Annotated in this window: 21 protein-coding genes; 11 read left to right on the forward strand and 10 right to left on the reverse strand. The window is 63.3% G+C overall.

Going from position 1 to position 20398, the window contains the following annotated elements:
- The first annotated feature begins 312 nt into the window (after nt 1-312).
- The 4 genes from HWY05_RS18765 (at nt 313) to HWY05_RS18780 (ending at nt 3939) form a co-directional block, all read left to right on the forward strand.
- On the forward strand, nt 313-1500 hold the full coding sequence (locus tag HWY05_RS18765; protein ID WP_176059166.1) for an MFS transporter: 1188 nt from the start codon (nt 313-315) through the stop codon (nt 1498-1500).
- Between the two features lie 122 nt (nt 1501-1622).
- Nucleotides 1623-2171 carry a single-stranded DNA-binding protein gene (locus HWY05_RS18770; RefSeq protein WP_035553525.1) on the forward strand — a complete coding sequence of 183 codons (549 nt, stop codon included), beginning with the start codon at nt 1623-1625 and terminating at the stop codon, nt 2169-2171.
- 445 nt (nt 2172-2616) lie between these two features.
- Nucleotides 2617-2973: a DUF4148 domain-containing protein gene (locus HWY05_RS18775; protein WP_035553524.1), complete on the forward strand. Its 357-nt coding sequence runs from the start codon at nt 2617-2619 to the stop codon at nt 2971-2973.
- A 171-nt stretch (nt 2974-3144) separates the two neighbouring features.
- Complete coding sequence (locus HWY05_RS18780; RefSeq protein WP_244146641.1) at nt 3145-3939, forward strand: alpha/beta hydrolase; 795 nt, start codon at nt 3145-3147, stop codon at nt 3937-3939.
- Between the two features lie 88 nt (nt 3940-4027).
- On the opposite strand, the gene HWY05_RS18785 is transcribed toward HWY05_RS18780, so the two are convergent.
- A complete protein-coding gene (locus tag HWY05_RS18785; RefSeq protein ID WP_035553518.1) occupies nt 4028-4486 on the reverse strand; it encodes an Lrp/AsnC family transcriptional regulator in 459 nt (152 codons plus the stop codon).
- Between the two features lie 276 nt (nt 4487-4762).
- Between HWY05_RS18785 and HWY05_RS18790 the strand changes: the two genes are divergently transcribed.
- A complete protein-coding gene (locus tag HWY05_RS18790; protein ID WP_176059168.1) occupies nt 4763-5836 on the forward strand; it encodes a Glu/Leu/Phe/Val dehydrogenase in 1074 nt (357 codons plus the stop codon).
- A gap of 152 nt (nt 5837-5988) precedes the next feature.
- Here the strand turns inward: HWY05_RS18790 and HWY05_RS18795 are convergent, their stop codons facing one another.
- Complete coding sequence (locus HWY05_RS18795) at nt 5989-6789, reverse strand: hypothetical protein (RefSeq protein ID WP_176059169.1); 801 nt, start codon at nt 6787-6789, stop codon at nt 5989-5991.
- Nucleotides 6790-7092: 303 nt separating this feature from the next.
- Here HWY05_RS18795 and HWY05_RS18800 point away from each other — a divergent pair, with 303 nt between their 5' ends.
- Nucleotides 7093-8742 carry a methyl-accepting chemotaxis protein gene (locus tag HWY05_RS18800; protein WP_176059170.1) on the forward strand — a complete coding sequence of 550 codons (1650 nt, stop codon included), beginning with the start codon at nt 7093-7095 and terminating at the stop codon, nt 8740-8742.
- 7 nt (nt 8743-8749) lie between these two features.
- Here HWY05_RS18800 and HWY05_RS18805 read toward each other — a convergent pair whose 3' ends face one another.
- From HWY05_RS18805 to HWY05_RS18840, 8 genes are all read right to left on the reverse strand, one after another.
- Nucleotides 8750-9559 (reverse strand): c-type cytochrome, encoded by an 810-nt coding sequence (locus HWY05_RS18805; protein WP_176059171.1) that lies wholly within the window; start codon nt 9557-9559, stop codon nt 8750-8752.
- Complete coding sequence (locus HWY05_RS18810; protein ID WP_035553508.1) at nt 9556-11181, reverse strand: b(o/a)3-type cytochrome-c oxidase subunit 1; 1626 nt, start codon at nt 11179-11181, stop codon at nt 9556-9558. The genes HWY05_RS18805 and HWY05_RS18810 overlap by 4 nt, the downstream gene beginning before the upstream one ends.
- A complete protein-coding gene (locus tag HWY05_RS18815) occupies nt 11168-11740 on the reverse strand; it encodes a cytochrome c oxidase subunit II (protein WP_035553507.1) in 573 nt (190 codons plus the stop codon). Before HWY05_RS18815 ends, HWY05_RS18810 begins: the two co-directional genes overlap by 14 nt.
- 2 nt (nt 11741-11742) lie before the next feature.
- On the reverse strand, nt 11743-11919 hold the full coding sequence (locus HWY05_RS18820) for a hypothetical protein (protein ID WP_176059172.1): 177 nt from the start codon (nt 11917-11919) through the stop codon (nt 11743-11745).
- Nucleotides 11920-11961: 42 nt separating this feature from the next.
- The gene (locus HWY05_RS18825) at nt 11962-13314 is read right to left on the reverse strand and encodes a cytochrome c (RefSeq protein ID WP_176059173.1); all 1353 of its coding nucleotides are present in this window, start codon (nt 13312-13314) and stop codon (nt 11962-11964) included.
- The gene (locus tag HWY05_RS18830) at nt 13311-14027 is read right to left on the reverse strand and encodes a c-type cytochrome (RefSeq protein WP_176059174.1); all 717 of its coding nucleotides are present in this window, start codon (nt 14025-14027) and stop codon (nt 13311-13313) included. Before HWY05_RS18830 ends, HWY05_RS18825 begins: the two co-directional genes overlap by 4 nt.
- A gap of 199 nt (nt 14028-14226) precedes the next feature.
- Nucleotides 14227-14460: a hypothetical protein gene (locus tag HWY05_RS18835; RefSeq protein ID WP_176059175.1), complete on the reverse strand. Its 234-nt coding sequence runs from the start codon at nt 14458-14460 to the stop codon at nt 14227-14229.
- Between the two features lie 45 nt (nt 14461-14505).
- Nucleotides 14506-15393, reverse strand: coding sequence for a LysR family transcriptional regulator (locus HWY05_RS18840; RefSeq protein WP_176059176.1), 888 nt, complete (start codon nt 15391-15393; stop codon nt 14506-14508).
- Nucleotides 15394-15492: 99 nt separating this feature from the next.
- Between HWY05_RS18840 and HWY05_RS18845 the strand changes: the two genes are divergently transcribed.
- The 5 genes from HWY05_RS18845 (at nt 15493) to aqpZ (ending at nt 20396) form a co-directional block, all read left to right on the forward strand.
- Complete coding sequence (locus HWY05_RS18845) at nt 15493-16839, forward strand: MFS transporter (protein ID WP_176059177.1); 1347 nt, start codon at nt 15493-15495, stop codon at nt 16837-16839.
- A gap of 306 nt (nt 16840-17145) precedes the next feature.
- Nucleotides 17146-17811, forward strand: a complete 666-nt coding sequence (locus tag HWY05_RS18850) for a response regulator transcription factor (RefSeq protein ID WP_081935989.1) — start codon at nt 17146-17148, stop codon at nt 17809-17811.
- A gap of 145 nt (nt 17812-17956) precedes the next feature.
- Nucleotides 17957-18646, forward strand: a complete 690-nt coding sequence (locus HWY05_RS18855; RefSeq protein WP_176059178.1) for a response regulator transcription factor — start codon at nt 17957-17959, stop codon at nt 18644-18646.
- 111 nt (nt 18647-18757) lie between these two features.
- Entirely contained in the window at nt 18758-19402 is a 645-nt protein-coding gene (locus tag HWY05_RS18860; RefSeq protein WP_176059179.1) for a response regulator transcription factor, read from the forward strand.
- Between the two features lie 247 nt (nt 19403-19649).
- Complete coding sequence (gene aqpZ / locus HWY05_RS18865; protein WP_035553499.1) at nt 19650-20396, forward strand: aquaporin Z; 747 nt, start codon at nt 19650-19652, stop codon at nt 20394-20396.
- Nucleotides 20397-20398 lie beyond the last annotated feature (2 nt).

Genomic DNA, 20398 nt, shown 5'->3' on the forward strand with positions numbered 1-20398 from the left:
CCATGAACTGGCGGAAAGAGGAAGGGGCTAAACCTGCTACTATAACGACTTTTCAAGACCGCCGTTACGGCTTCCTGACAGGCTGAAGAAGCACTGAGGCAAGCTGTAAGGCAGCGGTTCAGCGCCGCGGGGAAGAGGTCTAACTGGGGCCGTTCCTCGTGAGTACAAGGCACCGCGAGGCGTCAGTGGGAGTACTGCAAGGCCGTCGGCTCGAACGCCGCGCCGCATGCTTCCCGCCGTCCGACGGCAAGCCGCCCGCTGGTGGCCGCTCTTCGGCGGTGTGCCGCCCCGCTCATTCAAAGAACGCTCCCGATGTCCAATCCGTCCGCAACATCCTCACGCATGAGCGCGCCTGAACTGCGCGCGACCGTGTCGCTGGCCGCCATCTTCGCGCTGCGCATGCTCGGTCTGTTCATGATCATGCCGGTGTTCTCGATCTACGCGAAGACCATTCCGGGCGGCGACAACGTGCTGCTGGTGGGCATCGCGCTTGGCGCGTACGGCGTCACGCAGTCCATGCTCTACATCTTTTACGGCTGGGTTTCCGACAAGATCGGCCGCAAGCCGGTGATCGCGATCGGCCTGCTGATCTTCGCGCTCGGCAGCTTCGTCGCGGCGGGCGCGCACGACATGACGTGGATCATTGTCGGCCGCGTGATTCAGGGGATGGGCGCGGTGTCGTCGGCGGTGATCGCGTTTATCGCCGACCTCACGTCCGAAGAGCACCGCACCAAGGCGATGGCGATGGTCGGCGCCAGTATCGGCGTGTCGTTCGCGGTGGCGATTATCGGTGCGCCGATCGTGTTCCAGTGGGTGGGCATGAGCGGGTTGTTCACGCTGGTCGGCATCTTCTCGATTCTGGCGATCGGCCTCGTGTTGTGGGTCGTGCCCGACGCGCCGAAGCCGGTGCATGTGCGCGCGCCGTTCGCCGAAGTGCTGCATAACGTCGAACTGCTGCGTTTGAACTTCGGCGTGCTCGTGCTGCACGCCACGCAAACGGCGCTGTTCCTCGTCGTGCCGCGCATTCTCGAAGCCGGCGGCTTGCCGGTCGCGTCGCACTGGAAAGTTTATTTGCCCGTCATGGGGCTGTCGTTCGTGATGATGGTGCCGGCGATCATCGCCGCCGAAAAGCGCGGGAAAATGAAAATCGTGCTGCTGTCGGCGATCGGTCTTATCCTGATCGGACAGTTGTTATTGGGCGTCGCTCCGCATACGATTCTGAGTGTGGCAGGGATCCTTTTTGTGTACTTTCTCGGCTTCAATATCCTTGAGGCGTCACAGCCTTCGCTGGTGTCGAAACTGGCGCCGGGCACCCGCAAGGGCGCGGCGGCCGGCGTGTATAACACCACGCAGTCGATCGGCCTCGCGCTGGGCGGGGTGGTCGGCGGCTGGCTGCTCAAGGTGGATGGGGCGAGCGCAGTATTCTTTACCTGCTCGGGGCTCGTGTTTTGCTGGCTTATAATCGCCGCCAATATGAAACAGCCGCCGCGCAAGGCGTAACTCAACACCCAGAACTCACCCGGCGGCGGGCAGAGGCGCAGTTCTGGTCTCGGGCCTGCCGGCCATGAGACGCGAACCGTGTCGTACCGCGCCGCCCGCAACGGAATCAACAGGAGAAACTCATGGCATCCGTGAACAAGGTCATTCTCGTCGGCAATCTCGGAGCCGATCCGGAAGTCCGTTATCTTCCGAGCGGCGACGCAGTGGCGAACATCCGCCTTGCAACGACGGATCGGTACAAGGACAAGGCGTCCGGCGAAATGAAGGAAGCGACCGAATGGCACCGCGTGTCGTTCTTCGGCCGCCTCGCGGAAATCGTGTCCGAATATCTGAAGAAGGGCTCGTCGGTGTACCTGGAAGGGCGCATCCGGACCCGTAAGTGGCAAGCGCAAGACGGCACCGACCGTTATTCGACGGAAATCGTCGCCGAGCAGATGCAAATGCTGGGCGGCCGCGGCGGCTCAATGGGCGGCGGTGACGAAGGCGGTGGCGGTGGTTATAGCCGTGGCGAGCCGTCGGAACGCAGCGGCGGCGGCGGTGGTGGCGGCCGCGCTGTGTCGGGTGGCGGCGCTTCGCGTGGCGGCAGCGGTGGCGGCGGTGGTGGTGCTAGCCGTCCGAGCGCGCCGGCAGGTGGTGGTTTTGATGAGATGGACGACGATATTCCGTTCTAAACGCAGCCGGCTCACCGGCTGTTGAATACAGGCCGGATAAGCCTTACGTAATCGATCGATTAGGTGAGGCTTATCCGGCCTTTTTCTTTTGTGCCGTCGGCAACGCCGCCGTGCGTTGGGCTCGGTGATCTAACTTGATCACGCCCGTGCAACTTGTCACCGCCGTGCGCAGCGACTCCGCCTCGCGTACCGCGAACTCCCTCTCCCAGCCTTCCCCACCGCTCAACACCAGCGCATTCCGCGCCATCCCTGCTGCATTTCGCGACGCATGGCGTCAACCGGTCGCAAGTGGCTGGAGGCAAACCGTCGATACACCGACTATTCGTCTGTCGCACGAATTGATGTGAGGCGCAGGCCGAAAGGCAAGTCGCGGAAAAGAGGCCTACCCACCTCGCGATCGCCAGAAGCCATCAAGCTATTTTCAATTAATAAAGGAATCTTAATCATGTCCAAGATGCTCGTAGGTATCGCTCTCGCCGTCGCCACCCTGGGTGCACCGGTTCTCAGCTTCGCTCAATCGAATGCGCCGCTCACCCGTGCGGAAGTCCGTGCCGATCTGGTTCGTGTCGAACAGGCTGGCTACAGCCCGAACCGCGGCAACGATCTCGACTACCCGGCCGACATTCAGGCAGCCGAAGCAAAGATCGCATCGCAAGGCGATCGGCAACTGGCCATGCAGGCTGTGGGCGGTGTCGCGCAAAACGGCAGCACGGCTTCAGGATCGATGTCCCACACGTCGATGACGATGCACTCGAATTGCGTCGGCCCGGTCAGCTTCTGCAACGTGTTCTTCGGTAGTTAAGTGGCGTGGTGCGCCGATCCTGCGCCCGCTGTCATGCGCAGGATCGCCAGCACGATGCACAGAAGAAGGTGGCTTGATAGACCAGCGCGTCGCAAGACTTCGCGTGGTGACGAATCAAGTCAGCTTCTTTTCAAATCCAGTTTGTACCCATTCTTTTCAATGGAGTTCGCCGTGAAGATTTTGCCTTTCGCCGCTTCGATTCTGTCTTTGTCCGCCTGCCTGTTCGCTTCGTCGGCCGCTATGGCGCAAGATGCCAAACCGGCCGCCGCGCCGATCAAAAACATCGTCCTCGTGCATGGCGCGTGGGTGGATGGCTCGGGTTGGAAGCCGGTCTATGACATTCTCACCAAAGACGGCTACCACGTCACGATGGTGCAGGAACCGCTGACCTCGCTCGACGACGACGTCGCCGCGACCAAACGCGTCATCGACCTGCAGGACGGCCCGACCATTCTCGTGGCGCACAGCTACGGCGGCTCGATCATCACCGAGGCCGGCGTCGATCCGAAGGTGACCGGGCTGGTGTATGTCGCCGCCCATGCGCCGGCGGTCGGCGAGGACGAATCGGATCTGGGCAAGCAATACCCGAGCTATACGTCGAAGCAGCCGGGCGCCATCAAGAAGACGGACGACGGCTACACGTACCTGAATCCGGCCGACTTCCCGAAGGATTTCGCCGCCGATCTGCCGCTGAAACAAGCTCAATTCGAAGCGCAATCGCAGATCCTGACGGCAGCCAAAGTCTTCTCGCAGCCGATGAGCGTCGCCGCCTGGACCACCAAGCCGAGCTGGGGCATCGTCGCGGCCGACGACAAGATCATCAACCCGGACCTCGAACGTTTCTATTACCAGCGTGCGCATAGCCACACCACGGTGCTGGCCGGCGCGAGCCACTCCGTCTACGAATCGCGTCCGAAGGAAGTCGCGGCAGTGATCGAAGACGCAGCGAAGCACGCCCAGCAGTGATGCACCGAGCGGGCAGCGGGACAAGAGGTGATATCGAAAGACACCTCTGTCTCGCTGCCCGTGACTTGCAGCAATTTACCCGACCGCCTCAAACCTCCACCGACACCCCTCGCTTCAAACACCGCAGCGCGAAAATGGACCGGCTGTTCTGAAACCCCGGCAAGCGGTACAGCTTGCGCCGCAAAAACGCCTCATAGCCTTCCGTACCCGCCACCGCGACCTTGATCAGATAGTCGTACTCGCCGGACACCAGAAACGCTTCGACCACTTCCGGCAGATCGATGAGCGCGTCGCCGAAACGCTCCAGCGTGCGCTCGTCGTGTTTGTCGAGCGTCACTTCGATGATCACCGTATCCGGCATGCCGAGCGCCTTCTGATTCAGCAAGGCCGCATACCCTTCGATCACGCCCGCTTCTTCGAGTGCGCGCACGCGGTTCCAGCAGGGCGTCGCCGACAGGCCGACCCGCTCCGCGAGTTTCGCGTTGGACAGGCGCCCGTCCTGGCGCAGTTCGCGCAGGATGCGCTGGTCGATGGCGTCGAGTGGCATGGAGATCCTGGTGGTTGGCGCATTGCAGCATGTGCCGCTAGACGAACCGTCTGCGAAATAAACAAAAAATAGGCAATCATTCTGCCACGGCCGCCAGATCGCCAGATAAACAAAACGAAACCCTCAAATTGTCCGCCTAAACTCTTGCGACCGAGGCGCTTCTCCCGCGCCTCGCGTTGACTCCGTATGCGGCCGCGATCCGGCCGGCATACGGCATCGCGTGCAGCCACCGCTGCGCGCTCCGTTCAAATTACCTGCCCACAAGGAAGGACCCAGATGGACCGACTGACGACCACTGCCGCCGGCACGCTTTTCGGCATTCACGGCGAACCCGCGCACGAACGCATCGTGCTCGCGACCGACGCCCCCACCGGCCTGCAAGCCGTGATCGCCGTGTACAGCACCGCGCGCGGCCCCGCGTTCGGCGGTTGCCGCTACTGGCAGTACGCGTCGGACCACGAGGCGTATAACGACGCGCTGCGTCTGTCGCAAGGCATGGCGTTCAAGAACGCGCTGGCCGATCTGCCGTTCGGCGGCGGCAAGGCCGTGATTCTGCGCAAGCCCGAGGCGCTCGACCGCACCGCGATGTTCAAGGCCTTTGGCCGTCTCGTGCAATCGCTCGACGGCATCTACCTGACCGCCGAAGACGTCGGCACCACTGCCGACGACATGCGCGCGGTCCAAAGCGAAACCCGCTACGTGAGCGGTATTCCGCGTTCGGGCGACGTGTACGGCGGCAATCCGTCGCCGCGCACCGCGTACGGCGTGTTCATCGGCTTGCAGGCGGCGGTCGATTCGGCACTGGGCCGCAAGTCGCTCGACGGGGTCTCGGTCGCGGTGCAAGGGCTCGGCTCGGTGGGCTGGGATCTGTGCGAGCGTCTGCACCAGGCGGGCGCGCAGTTGATCGTGTCGGACATCGACGCCACCCGGACCGCGCGCGCCGCGCAGTCGTTCGGCGCACGCGTGGTGGAGATCGCGCAGATCGCCGGCGTGGAAGCGGATGTGTTCGCACCGTGCGCGCTCGGCGGCTCGATCACCGCCGAGGTCGCCGCGCATTGCCGCTTCAAGGTGATCGCGGGCGGCGCGAATAATCAGTTGATGTCGCTCGCGGAAGGCGACGTGCTGCATCAACGCGGCATTTTCTACGCACCGGACTTTCTCGTGAACGCGGGCGGCATTATCAGTTGCGTGCGCGAATATCTGGGCGACGCGGAAGAAGCGTCGGTACTCGCCGAAGTCGCGCAGATCGGCCCGCGCGTGTTCGAACTCGCCGGCCGTGTCAGCGCGACGGGCGTTGCGCCAGCGCGCGCGGCGGTCGCATGGGCGCGTGAAAAGATGGTTGCCGCCTGAGGCTGCGTCAAAGTTAGCGCTAGCAACCAGCGTTTACGTCAAATGAAGTAACGCGGCCTTGCGTTCAGCCAGCCGGCGAGAACGCAAGACCGCCACTCCGCCACTTCGCCGCTCCCCGGCCGCGAAATCTTCGCCAGCAAACTCTGCGCCGTTCACTGACTCAGATGCCCCAGCGCATCGCGCATCGGTTGACTCGACACCACGATCGGCCCGGTGAACGGCGTATCCAGATCCACAATCACATACACCGCCGACGCAATCGACACCGCTCCCAGGCAAATCGTGACGAGCGCCAGCGCATTGCGCGGCGCGATCAGGCCGAAGCTCAGAAAAATCACGCCGAGCCAGAATGTCAGCGTGGTGAAAAACGGCTGCGAAATCGAACTGTGCGCTTCTTCGATGATTTTCCAGCGCGCGTCGACGACCCGCCTGTATTGCAACAAACCATCTTCAAGCGTGCGCTGCTGCAGCGGATCGTGCGCGCGCAGTTGCCGCAATTCCCGTCCCACCGCGGTCAGCATGTCGCCGAGCCGCACGTTCTCCAGTTTTTGCGAGTTGTCCTGCGTGCCGACGTCCTTCGGATAGTCGCCGCTCGGCGCCGGCTCGCCGGGCCAGGTCGACGCGATGGCCGCCGCCGTGTACTGGCGCAACAGATCCCGGGCGCGGCTGGTGTCGGCGCCGTATTCGCGCAGGGTCGTGTCGAACTCGATCAGATCGGCCGCATAGGTGCGCAGATCGTTCGACGTGGTATCGAAGCTCGCCTTCGCGGACGCCGTCATCAAGCCGAGTACCAGCGCGGCGAACGTCACCAGCATGCCGATCACCAACTGGATCAGTTGCACGGTTTCGTGCGCTTTATGTTCCTCGGGCAGCAGCGGGCGCACCCACACACCGATACCGGTCGTGCCGAGCAATAAAAGAAAGACCAGTAAAGCCGAGCTTATTTCCGACATGGTCATGCTCCGAAGACACGCGCCTCGTCACTGTCCGTCAACTCCGCTGCGGCGGCTAGCCGGGTAGTCCCGCAAACGCCTTGCGCGAATAGCGCTCCGCTGCCGCCAATAGGTTGATGCATCGCAAACGCTTGCGCTATTCACCATAAAGTTTTTTGTAAACCGGCCGTTGTCCCTTTGTGTGGCATTCGCTTAAATTTAGATAAATAGTTGCGGACCTGGCCGGACGGGCTTGGGCGCAGCACGCGTGGCCGAGGCGATTTACTGAACATTCGGTCAGGCAGCCCAATGGAGACTAGCCCGATGCTGAAAAATCTGTCGATTCGTACCTGCCTTACCCTGATGATCCTGTTTTTCGGCGTGCTGTTGCTGGCCGGCGCCGCCGCCGGTCTGCTGTCGCTGCGTTCGAGCAACGCATCGCTGCAGCAGATGTACACCGTGGACACGCCCGCCGTCGCCGATCTCGAAGGCAGCGCCGGACAACTGCTGCGTCTGCGTCTCGCATTGGCGACTTACGCGTCGCTTAACGACCTCAACGACCAGGACGGCGCGAACGCCGTGCTCAAGCGTTTCGATCAGTACCAGAAAGCATCCAACGACCGTCTTGCCCACTATGTGAGCCGCGCGAGCACGGATGCCGACGAACAGCGCCTGATCAAAGACATGATGGACAAGCGCGACACCTTCCTGCGCGAAGGCGTCGAGCCGGCGCTCGCCGCGCTCAAGTCGGGCGACAAGACCGCGTTCCAGCAATTGCAGGCGCACAAACTGCCGTCGCTCTATAGCGCGTTCGAAAAGTCGATGCTGACGCTCGAACAACTGCAACTCGATCACGGCGCGCAGCGCTATCAGGACGCGCAGGACCTGTTCTACGCGATCTCGATCGCGGTGGCGGTCGGCATGGTGTTGTCGCTGCTGGGTTCGTTGATTGGCCGCGCGGTGCTGGTGCGCGCGATCGTCAGTCCGGTCGACGCCACCATCGCGCAGTTTCAGCGCATTGCCGACGGCGATCTGACGAGCCGGATCGACGTCAGCAGCAACAACGAAATGGGCCGCCTCGCGGCCGCGTTGCGCAAGATGCAGGACTCGCTGATCGCGACCGTGAACACGGTGCGCCAGGGCACGGAATCGATTGACACCGGTGTGAGCGAAATCGCCTCGGGCAACACCGATCTGTCGCAACGCACCGAGGAACAGGCGGCGTCGCTGGAAGAAACGGCGGCGAGTATCGAGCAGCTCACTTCCACCGTCAAGCAAACCGCGGATAACGCGAAGCAGGCGAGCTCGCTCGCGCAGGGCGCGTCGAGCCTGGCCGCGCAGGGTGGCGATCTCACCGAGCAGGTGGTGGGCACGATGCACGGCATCGTCGACGACTCGCGGCGGATTGCCGACATTGTCGGCGTGATCGAAGGGATCGCTTTCCAGACCAATATTCTGGCGCTGAACGCGGCGGTCGAAGCGGCGCGTGCGGGTGAGCAGGGCCGTGGTTTCGCCGTGGTGGCGAGCGAAGTGCGCTCGCTAGCGCAGCGCAGCGCGGCGGCGGCCAAGGAGATCAAGGGCTTGATCGATGCGTCGACGGCGCGGGTACAGGCCGGCTCGCAACTGGTCGAACGCTCGGGTTCGACGATGACCGAAATCGTCAACGCGATTTCCCGCGTGAGTTCGATCATGAGTGAGATCGCATCGGCTGCGCTCGAACAGAGCACCGGAATCGATCAGGTCAATCTCGCGGTCGCGCAGATGGACGAGGTGACCCAGCAGAACGCCGCGCTGGTCGAGCAGGCGGCTGCGGCGGCGAGTTCGCTGGAGGATCAGGCGCGGCGATTGACGTCGGCGGTGGCGGTGTTTCAGACCGGCAGCGGCTCGACGTCGTCGCGGTCTGGTTCTGCGGTGCGGCGTGGCGGTTCGGCCGCTGCGGGAGCCGCTGACAAGCGCTCGTTCGCAACGGCTTGATGCCTGGTTACGGCATCGTGGCGTAGTACTTCGCCACGCTGTCGATCTCCGCGGGTGTCATCTGCCGCGCGACATTACGCATCTGCTCGTTGATGTCGTTGTGTCGCGCGCCGGCAGCAAAGCCATGCAACTGCGCCGCGAGATATACGGACGACTGTCCACCTAGCCACGGCGCGGCGCCTTTGCGATCCAGTTGCCCATGGCATGCCGCGCACGGTGCGATATTGCGCTGCGGATCGCCCTGCATGGCCAGCTTCACCGCGTTAGCATCCGGTTCCGCACCGGACGACGGATTCTCCGCCGCGGGCCCTCTCGAAAGCGACGCATAGTAGACCGCCAGATCGTGCAGATCCTGATCGCTGCGCGTGGCGATAATCGCCTGCATCACGGCGTTCTGGCGCATGCCGCTCTGAAAGTCGCGCAACTCTTTGTAGACCACATCGGCGTACTGGCCGGCTAACGCGGGCGCGGTCACCGGCGGCGTGCCCTGCACGCCGTGGCACATCGAGCAATTCTGCGTGGCGATGGTCGCGCCCCGGCCGATCGACGTCGCGTCGGCGTTCGCGCGCCGCAACGGCGGCAACACCACCACGTCGCTCGGCGCCGGGCCGATGAGATTCGCGCCGCCGTACCAGGTGGACGGCGCGCCCGCGGCGCTGCAGATCGTTGCCCATAAGCTGCGGTCGCCGAATGCATTGTTCGCCGACGGCAGCCAGATAAAGCCGATCAGTATGCCCACGACCGCGATCGCGATCGTGCCGCCCACGCTCAGCGTGAACCACGGGTTGCGCAAGCTGAAGACGCGTTCCTGATTCATCGCTGCGCTCCGACGATCACTGCCGGCACGGACGTCTGCGGCAATCTGAGCAACTGTACGATCGGCACGCTGTAGTTGACGACCGTGAGGCCGATCATCAACGCTACCCACAGGCCGAAGCTATTGAGCGCGGCCGGCACGCGTTCCACCGGCTGCACCGCGCTCGCGAAGCGGAACGTCTGCTGCGGTACGACGGGGCCGAATTGCGACTTCGCGAGGATGTAGATGAACATCACGCCCGACACCACCAGGACCAATCCGCCGACCGCCGACATACCGACCCAGAACGCCTGCTGCTGCATGCCCGGCGCGTTGTAGTCGTAATAGGCCATGCGGCGCGGCGCGCCGAGCAGGCCGACGTAATGCCACGGCAGCGTCACCACCATCATGCCGATGAACCACAGCCACAGTTGCGTGCGCACCAGTTTCGCCGACGCGATCGCGCGGCCGGTCAGTTGCGGCCACAACTCGTACGCGATCGCGAAGTACATGATGACGATCGCGCCGCCGAAGATCAGGTGGAAGTGCCCGGTGACCCACTGCGTGTTATGCACCGTCGAGTTCAACTGGTAGCTCATGTTGATCAGCCCGCCTGCGCCGCCCAGCCCCAGCATCACGAACGAAAACGCGATCACCAGCATCATCGGGTTTTGCCACGGCAGCGCGGTGAGCCAGCCGAACGCGCCCTTGCCGCCGCGCAACCGGCCGGCGATTTCCACCGACGCGCAAATCGTGAACACGGTCAGCAGCGTCGGCACGGACACCATGCCGGTGAACACCGCGTGCAGGAACTTGAAGCCGGAGCCGACCTGCGGATCGGCGAACAGATGGTGAATACCGATCGGCATCGCGAACACGAGGAACATGATGAACGACACGCGCGCCATCGAATCGCTGTAGAGCCGTCCGCCGATCGCGCGCGGCACCAGCGTGTAGTACGCGATATACGCCGGAATCAGCCAGAAGTAGACGATTGCGTGCAGCGTCCATGAGAACAGGATGCGCGACAGGCCGGCGTCGATCGTATTGGTGAGGCCGAAGGCGACCGGCAGAATCTGGAACAGGATTTCGAGCGCCGCGCCGATCGCGGTCCACGCCCACAGATACGCGCCGGCCACGTTGGCGAACATGGCAAGCGGGATCGGCTTGCCGGGATTCGCGCGCTTCCAGATGCGCAGATTGACGTGCATCAGCGCGACCCAGATCCACGAGCCGACCACCACCAGCACCACGCCGAGATAGTAGAAGGGACTGCCGATCATCGGCGGATAGAAGGTGTAGAGCACCGACGCCTGGCCGAGTGCGACCGGCACCACGGCCATGACCGCGCCGACCGCCAGCAGGATGAGCGCGGCCCATGCCCACTTGAGGCCGGCAAGGCGCTGGCCGAGCGCGAGTTCGACGATCGCGTAGCCGAAGCCCATCGACACCAGCGTGGGCAGCACGTAGGCCATTACCGTGCCGTGCGCGGTCACCGAGCGATAGTAGAGCTCCGGGTCGCCGACCCATGGCATGAACGGACTGCGCGCCAGCATCTGCCACGCGCCGAGAAACAGCGCGATCAGAAACGCAATGAAGGCGAGCCAGAAATGGGCGAGTACGAGTCGCTTAGCGTGAAACACAGCTCAGCCTCCGGGATTGTCGGGCTTGCGCGAAGAAGGTGGCTTTGTCGACCACTTTGACGTGCGCCCACATGGTTTGATGGCCGAAGCCGCAGAATTCGTGACACGGCATGGTGTGATCGCCTGGCGTGTCGAAACGTGTGTTCATCGTCGAGACGTAGCCGGGCACGACCATCGTGTTGATGTTGGTGTCGGTCACCAGCAGGCCATGCACGACGTCGGCGCTGGTGGTGCGGATCGTGATCGGCGTGTCGGTGGGCACCAGCAGGCACTGCGGCGTGAACGAGTACTGCTGCGCAATGAAGCGCACCACCACCGAGCCGTCCGGTTCGACCGCGCTGCCGAGGTTGTCCTCGACGAATTCGCCCGAGAGTTGCAGGCGCGACGGGTCGATCGTTTCGACACGCGACGGCGGCATCATCGCCCAATGCAGCCCCGAGTAGACGATGACGGCGAGCATCAGCACGATCAGCGCGACCGCGAAAATTGCCCAGCGCCGTTCGGCGCGCAGCGCGACGGCGTGACCGCCGCCGGATGAATGATTGGTATCGGTCGACATGATCAATGCACAACGCCACGCGGCAGAAAGACGAAAAAGTAAAAGGCGAACCAGATCGCCATGACGATCAGCGTGGCGACTCCGGCTACCGCGATCGCGCCGTGCGGGCCGGCCGCGACGACGCGTTCCACTTCGTCATCCGTCGGCGGGGCGCCGCTGCGGGTATCGTTCGCTTCCATCAAAAGATTCTCCAGTGCGGCTGTTCAGCGCAGCGGTGCGGTTCAGTGCAGCGGTGCCTTGCGCAACTCGTTGACTTCGCGGGACGTCACCGGCTGGCCGTGATTGCCCCACGCGGTGCGGATATACGTGACGACGGCGGCGGCGTCGGTGTCGTTCAGTTCCTGGCCGAACGGCGGCATGCCGTACGGCTCCGGATTGCGCATGGTGCCCGGCGGGAAACCGCCGTTCAGCACGATCCGGATCGGATTGACGGCCGAGTCCATTTCGATCGACTGGTTGCCGGCCAGCGGCGGGTAATGCTGCAACTGGCCTTCGCCCTTGGCGCCGTGGCACAGCGCGCATTTGTCCGCGTAGATCTTCGCGCCGAGCTGGAACACGTTGGTGCTGGTCGGCGCGGACGGGCCCGATTTGCGGCCGCTTTTGTCGGGCAGGGTCTTCAGATAGACGGCCATTGCCTTGACGTCGTCTTCGGTCATGTATTGCAGGCTGTGATAGGTGACTTCGGCCATCGGGCCGTACACGGCGCCGCGATCGGAAATGCCCGCCTGCAGCAGATCGACGATGTCCTTGATGCTCCAGTCGCCAAGGCCGCCGTCTTTGTCGGAGGTCAGCGACGGCGCGTACCAGTTCTGCACCGGAATCAGCCCGCCCGCGAACTGCTCGCTTTGCGACGAGCCGCCGAGCATGTTGATCTTGCTGTGGCACATCGTGCAGTGCCCGAGCCCTTCGACCAGATACGCGCCGCGATTCCACTCGACCGATTTGGTCGGATCGGCCTGGTACTCGCCTTCACGGAAATACAGCGTGCGCCAGCCGTACAGCAACTTGCGCTGATTGAACGGGAAGCGCAGCGTATGCGGATGATTCGCTTCGCGCACCGGCGCAACGGTCTTCAGATACGCGAAGATCGCGTTCGAGTCGTCGCGCGTGACCTTGGTGTATTGGGCGATCGGCATGGCCGGGTAGATCAGCGTGCCATCCGGCGTGCGGCCGGTGCGCATCATCTTGAAGAACGCTTCCTGGCTCCAGGTGCCGATGCCGTATTGCGCGTCCGGTGTGATGTTCGGCGAGTACAGCGTGCCGAACGGCGTTTCCATCGCGAGGCCGCCGGCGAACAGCTTGCCGCGCGGCGCCGTGTGGCAGGCAACGCAGTCGCCGGCGCGCGCCAGGTATTCGCCGCGTTTGACGAGGTCGGTCTGGGCGGCGGTCTGGTCGGTTGCGGTGGCTGCCGTGGGCGTGGGCGTGGCGGTCGTGGGTGCGGGTGGCGTCGGGCTGGCGGCGCGTGCTTCCGCGATCAAGAGCGTCTGCGGTACGTTGAGCAGCACGGCGCCGCTGGCGAGGATCAGGCCCGTCATCAGCGTGAGGGATAAACGCGCGCGAAGTGTCGGCTTCATTGCGGTTGGCTCCCACAGGCGAGCGGCAGCCGCGCGGTCGTTGCCGGCGCGGGCCGTGGATCGGCCGGACGCGGCTGACGCGCGAGCCAACTGGATACCGCGGTGATGTCCTTGTCGCTCAGCTTCACGGCGATCGAGTGCATGCAGTCCGGCGCGAGCGCGTGACGCGTGCCCGAGCGCCACGTGCCCATCTGTCCGGCGATATAGCTCGCGTGCAGACCGAGCAGGCCGGGAATGCCCGGCTGCGTGCCGGTCATGCTCGCGCCATGGCAGGCAATGCAGGCGGGAATCTTGCGTGTGGGGTCGCCCTGCATGACGAGCCGCTGTCCGGCGGCGAGCACCGCCGGCGAGACGGCGCTGTGATCCGCGTCGGGATAGGGCGGTTGCAGATCGGCGAAGTACTGGCTGATTTTGCGCAGATAGTCGTCGGGTAAAAACGCGAGCAGGTAGCCCATCGGCGGATAGGTCCGGCCGCCGTCACGGAACGCGGTCAATTGATTGAACAGATAGTCGGCCGGTTTGCCGGCAATGCGTGGGAAGTAGTCGTTGTTCAGCCCCTGGCCTTGCACGCCATGACACGAGGTGCAAGCGCGCACGCGCTCGTCCATGGCCGAAGGCATGACGCCGGGTGCGTCAGTCGCGGCGAGCGCCGCGCCGCTCCACATGACGTAAAACACGAACAGGACGGAAGATCCGAAAGTTCTGCGATGCACGCCAGGCCTCGTTGGGGAAACGTTCTTTTTTTCTGGATGGTTTTCTCGCGCATTCACCCCTGCATTGGCTTAATGAGCGAATGGGCGATGCGTGACAGCTCTGCCGGTCTTTTTATATCGACGGCATCAATGGCGAATCGTAACGGACTTATTCTGGACGGCAATACGTCGACAAGCTACGGCGAAGCAATTGCTTGACTTAACTCAATGAGTCGCGTGAATGCACCGCTGGGTCGCGGTTTTCGGGCTGCTGGACATAACGCTGAAACATTCCGCGGTGGATCGCGGAATGCGGAATTCGATCCAGTGCATCAATGGCGGAAAAGCGCATTCGACTGGGTACCAGATCATCATAGGCGGCGAGTAGCGTGCTTTCAATATTTCTATTGAAGGGCGTCTCGCGCGAATGCGACTGTTCGATGATGGCTTTCAACCAGGTCGCGTGCGCGGGTGTCGCATGAGCGGCCTGTCATGTGGTTCAACTGAACAGTCGCATCAATGCCGTACGCGCGTTACTGACGCGTTCGCTTTCGCCGACTCGTCCCGGCAGCAGATGAAACTCGACTGCCGGCAAGGCGGGCAGGTTCACGCCAGGCGGGCAGGGCACCACACCGCCACCCGTCGACGATTCGTTCAGGCAGGAAATGCCGAGCCCCGCTTTCAGCGCCAACTGCAGGCCGGCCACGCCGGACGCCGAGTGCGACACCAGATACGGCACCTTGTGCTCGTCGAGCAACTTGACGACGAAGCGCTGCAACTGGCAACTCGACGGCAGCAGCACCAGCGAATACGGCGTGGCCGGTCGCGGACCGGCATCGGCCGCGCAGACCCACAGCAGTTTTTCGCGCCGCACCACGGTGCTCGGTACGGCGGTGCGGCGACCGGCGGCGCGCGCCGTGTCCGTGACGAGCCGCAACGACACGCCGATGTCGAACGACGCATCGTTACCGGCGCTGCTGTCGATCACCGCGCTCGGCTGCACGTTCACATGCAGCTTCAGACGCGGATGCTGCTCCGAGAAGGTCTTGAGAATGCGCGCGATGTCGTGCGGACGGTAATAGTCCGTGATCGCGATGCGCAGTTCGCCGTCGAGCGAGCGGCCTTGCAGATCCTCGAACGCCGCTTCGCTCATCGCGATGATGCGGCGCGCGTGGTCGAGCAGGCGGCTGCCGGCCGGCGTGGCGGTCACGCCCTGCTTGCTGCGCACGAAAAGCGGCAGGCCGGCGCGCTCCTCGAGTTTCTTCAACTGCTCGCTCACCGACGACTGCGACAGGAATACGCGCTCGGCGCCGGCCGACACGCTGCCCGATTCCGCGACGGCGACGAAGGTTCGCAACTGCGTCAGGTCGAATCCACGTTGGCTCATGATTCGGTTTATCCGATGGATGTAATCTGAATTTCCGGCTTTTCCGATGGAAGGCCCCGCCGTAGGATACCTCCAGATTTCTACTTTGCGGAGGGTGTGATGAAAAACGGAACAGTGGCAGCGGCGCTCGATTCGGGCGGACGCACGGCGAGTCATCGGTGGAAGGTGCTGGGCGTCGGCTTTGCCGCGAACGCGAGTTTTTCGGCGGCGTTTTCGGGGATTCCGACGACCGCGGTCTTTCTACGCTCGGACTATCACCTCGGCAACGTCGGCCTCGGGCTGGTGCTCGGCATGCTTGGTCTCGGGATCGCCGTCAGCGAGTTGCCGTGGGGCCTGTTGACCGACCGCTGGGGCGACCGGCGCGTGCTGCTGCTCGGCCTGTTGTCGACCGCGGCGGCGCTGGCGGGTATGGCGGTGTTCGTGGCGCCGACGGGTGCGCATGTACCGAGCGCGACGATGCTCGCGCTCGGCCTGCTGCTGGTTGGTTTGCTGGGCGGCAGCGTCAACGGATCGAGCGGGCGCGCGGTGATGGCCTGGTTCCGCGAAGGCGAGCGCGGACTCGCCATGAGCATTCGCCAGACCGCGGTGCCTGCGGGCGGCGGTCTCGGCGCGCTGGTGCTGCCGGTGCTTGCTTCGCACTTTGGTTTCGCTAGCGCCTATGCCGTGCTGGCGGTGGCCTGCGCAATCACGGCCGGATTTACCTGGCACTGGCTGCACGAACCGTCGCATGTCGACACGGACGGCGCGCGCACGGCTCATGGCGCGGCGGGCGCGGCGGGCGGGGCGGGTGCCGCAGGTGCGACAGGTGTGACTCCGGCTAAAGGCTCGCCGTTGCGCAATGTCAGCATCTGGCGCGTGGCGCTCGGCGCGGCGGCATTGTGCGTGCCGCAACTCGCGGTCATCACGTTCGGGACGGTGTTCCTCCACGACTTCAGCCGTGCCGGCGTGCTGGCGATCAGCGTGACGATGGCCGCGGTGCAAACCGGCGCGGCGATCGCGCGGGTCTGGAGCGGCGGCTGGACCGACCGGCGCGGCAATCGCCGGGCGTACATGCGCGCCTGCAGTTTGCTCACAGCGGTACTGTTCGCGTCGCTCGCTCTGCTGACGGGGCTCGCCGGCCTGCATCACGCGGCACTTTCCAGCGTGTTCGCGGTAATGATCGTGCTGGGCGGTGTGAGCGCCTCGGCGTGGCACGGCGTCGCGTTCACGGAACTGGCCACGCAGGCGGGCACGAGTCGCGCGGGCACGGCGTTGGCGATCGGCAATACCTGCGTCTTTCTTACGCTATTCCTGACGCCGCTCGCCATTCCGTTATTGCTGTCGATGGGTTCGTGGCCGATGGTCTGGGCCGTGGCCAGTGTCTGCGCGCTGATTGCGTGGCCGGTCTTTCCGCGCGCGGTGCGCAGCGGCAAGATAAGCGCGGTGCCTGTGTGCGACCCGACCTGAGGCGAGCGCGTCGCGAAGCGCTTCAAATTGAACGCAGCGATTCAGTGGGCCATTGGCTATAAAAATGCCGCAAATATCCATTCCGGGTATTTGCGGCATTTTGCCTTTTGGATAGACCCGCATTGAACTATCAGTTTTTTACAGGATTCGGAAAGCTCCGATTTTCGCAGCGTGGTAGCGGTGATTTTATGGCCGCCTTGGCGTACTTATAGGCGTCGCCGGGTTGCCGTTAAAGCATGCGCAGAGTACGTCGGTTTATTCCTGCGCATTAGCCAATTATCCCTACAACAAACACGAGAAATCCTGGTGAACCTTAGAATCATTCTGGCGGACGATCATCCATTCGTTCTGCTTGGCATTCGGGCCGCGCTGGAAATGCGAGCCAGCGTCACCATCGCCGGCGAAGCGGCAACGCCGACTTTACTAGTCGACCTGTTGCAGAGCACGCCGTGCGATGTGCTCGTCACCGATCTCTCGATGCAGGAACCTCGCGGCGGCGCCGAAGACGGGCTCGGCTTGATCCGCCGCATCCGCCGCGATTGGCCTCAAGTGCGCATTGTCGTCATGACGACGCTGATGAACACGGCGATCCTGCGCGCCATTGTCGCGGACGGCACGGTTAGCGCGCTCGGCAAAACGGAGTCGATGGACGAACTCTGGCGGGCCATCCACGCGAGCGCGGGCGGCGACGTCTACGTCGGTCGCTCCATCGTCGACGCACTCGCGCATCCGCACGACAGTGAGTCTCAGCGGCCGCCCGCGCCGCGTTTGTCGTGGCGGCAAGCGGAAGTCGTCAAGCGCTTCGCCGGCGGACAGTCGATCGCCGACATCGCCGCCGCGCTCGGTTGCCATCGTCGTACGGTGAGCCGCCAAAAGCGCGAAGCGATGGCCAAGCTGGGCGTGACCAACGATCCTGGCCTCTTCTCTTACTTGCGTGCACACGGGATTATTAATTTTGAATCGCATATCTAAGCAATTGGGCGAAGAAACTGGCTTTGATTGGGGGTGTTTCGGAGCGATCTTATGGTTATTTTCGGGAGAACGTTTAATGATCGAAGCTCGGCCGGTTGCGCCGAACACAACGGCGAGCAGTCAAGATAGAAAGGGGAATTAATCAATGAACGACGTCGCTGAAACAGGCACATCCGTTAGAGCCATCATTGCGGACGATCATCCGCTGGTTTTACTGGCGATCGAAAATCTGATCGGGGGCTATCCGAATATGCAAGTCGTCGGTCGCGCGGCCGACGCCACCGAGCTTTTCATGGAGGTCGAGCGCAATCCATGCGACCTGGTGCTGATGGACCTTTATATGCCGGGCGGTTTCGACGGCAACGGGCTCGAGGTCGTCAGGCAGTTCAAGCTGCGCTATCCCGGCGTGCGGCTCGTCATACTCACCATGGAAACCGAGGCGAACGCGCTGCAGAAGGTGATCTCGCTCGGTGTCGACGGACTGGTCAGCAAGCGCGACCGGATCGATCTGATTCACGTGGCGGTCGTCACCGCGCTCGCACGGGAATGCTACGTCGGGCCGGCGGTGCGCGCGCTGATCGCCGACGCCACGGTCACACAGCGGCTCGATTTCGTGCGCACCATGTTGTCGCGCCGCGAACTCGAGGTGTTCACCCAATACGCGTCCGGGCTCGGCGTCACCGAGATCGCCGCGCGCCTCGGCCGCAGCGTCAAGACGATCAGCGCGCAGAAATGCACGGCCATGCGCAAGCTGGCCTTGCAGAGCGACGCGGAATTGTTCCGCTTCGCCGTCGAGCATGGCGTGGTGGCGGAGGAGCGTGCGCAGAGCCGGTAACGGGCCGGCAAGGTGTCGTGCCGCGACCGGTGCGACTGTCATAAGAGACATTGGCACGACCTGGGGAAGCGCAACGCGTGCAGGGCGAGCCAGTCGATAACACAACAAGAAATGACAAGAAAAATCCGCGTCATCGTGGCCGACGATCACGACTGTGTTCGCGTCGGCGTCCGGCGGCTGTTGTCGGCCGCGTCACATATCGAAATCGTCGGCGAAGCAGCCGACACCTATGGCCTGGCCGAACTACTCGACTCCTGCGCGTGCGACGTGGTCGTGTCGGACATCAGCATGCCCGGCATCGACGGCGGCAGTAATGCGGTTTCGTTTCTGCGCCGCGTGTTGCGAGGCCGGCCTCATCCTTGCATCGTCGTGCTGACGATGATTTGCCATGCGCACATGCTGTCCGGGCTGTTGCATATCGGGGTGGGCGCAATCGTCGACAAGCGCGACGTCGCCACTGCGTTGATCGACGCGATCGAAGCCGGCATGGCCGGCCGCGTCTATCTGTCGGAGCAGGCGCGCACCGCAATGGAGGTAGCGGATACACCCGTGCAGCTTCGCGCCGGCATTTTGAGCGCACGCGAGTGGGAGGTTTTTCAATTGTATGTGCAGGGCCTCGCCGTTCACGAAATCGCGGTCCGTTTGCAGCGCAGCGGCAAGACCATCAGCACGCAGAAGCGCAGCGCGATGCGCAAGCTAGGCCTTGAGACGGAATCCGACCTGATCGATTACGCGCGACAGATTGGCTTGACCTGAGGTCCGGCCGAGATTCTGAGGCCGGTCCTCTGACGGTTATCACGGTGTCCAAATTTAGGACTCTGCTGATTGGATTGACGGCGTTGCCATTTCATAGTTCTGAGTTCACTGCGGGGCTGTTTTCCATTCACGTGACGAACGTAATTATTTCGTCATGCTGAATGGAAGTGTCGCGAAGAATTCAGGCCGACGTCTTACTGTAATCGTGTATTGCCGTCTGCCTTGTCCGGAAGAATTGGGAGACGGCATGGTCGCGCTAGGTAAGCGGTTGTTTGTAGAGGGCGTCGGGACGGCATGGCTGGTGTTCATCGGCTGCGGTAGCGTTGTGTTGAGCACTGGCGCGGTTCAGCAAGGGTATGGCGTGCTCGAGGTGTCGTCGGCATTTGGACTCGCGCTCGCTACAGCCGGCTACCTATTCGGCGGCATATCCGGCGCGCATTTCAATCCGGCTGTCACCGTGGGCTTCACGGCCGCGCAGCGTTTTCCGGTCAGGGACCTGGTGCCCTATATCGCTGCCCAGCTTCTGGGGGCGACCGCGGCGGCGGCGCTGCTTGTTTACGTCGCGAGTGGTCGCCCCGGTTTCGCGCTGGGCGCTAGCGAGTTCGCCGCCAACGGTTTTGGCGAACATTCCCCCGCCGACTATCCATTGCACTCGGCGCTGGTCGTCGAGTTCGTGCTCTCGTTCGCCTTTGTCATGTCGAGCCTCATGGTCGCGGCTCGCCACCACTTGGTGTCAATCGCGCCGCTGGTTGTGGGCGCGTGCCTGATGCTCGTTTATCTGGTGTCGATTCCGGTCACCAACGGTTCGGTCAATCCCGCCCGTTCTACCGCCCAGGCGTTGTTCGTTGGCGATTGGGCGCTGGATCAGCTCTGGTTGTTCTGGGCCGCGCCTATGTCCGGCGGCGTTGTGGCCGGCATCCTGTTTTCATTTCTGCACCGCAAATCAGACCCGCCGGCTGACGCGCTCGCCGGTCGCCAGAGCGAATCCGCGTGAGC

The sequence above is a fragment of the Paraburkholderia sp. BCC1876 genome, from assembly GCF_902833695.1.
Lineage (GTDB): Bacteria > Pseudomonadota > Gammaproteobacteria > Burkholderiales > Burkholderiaceae > Paraburkholderia.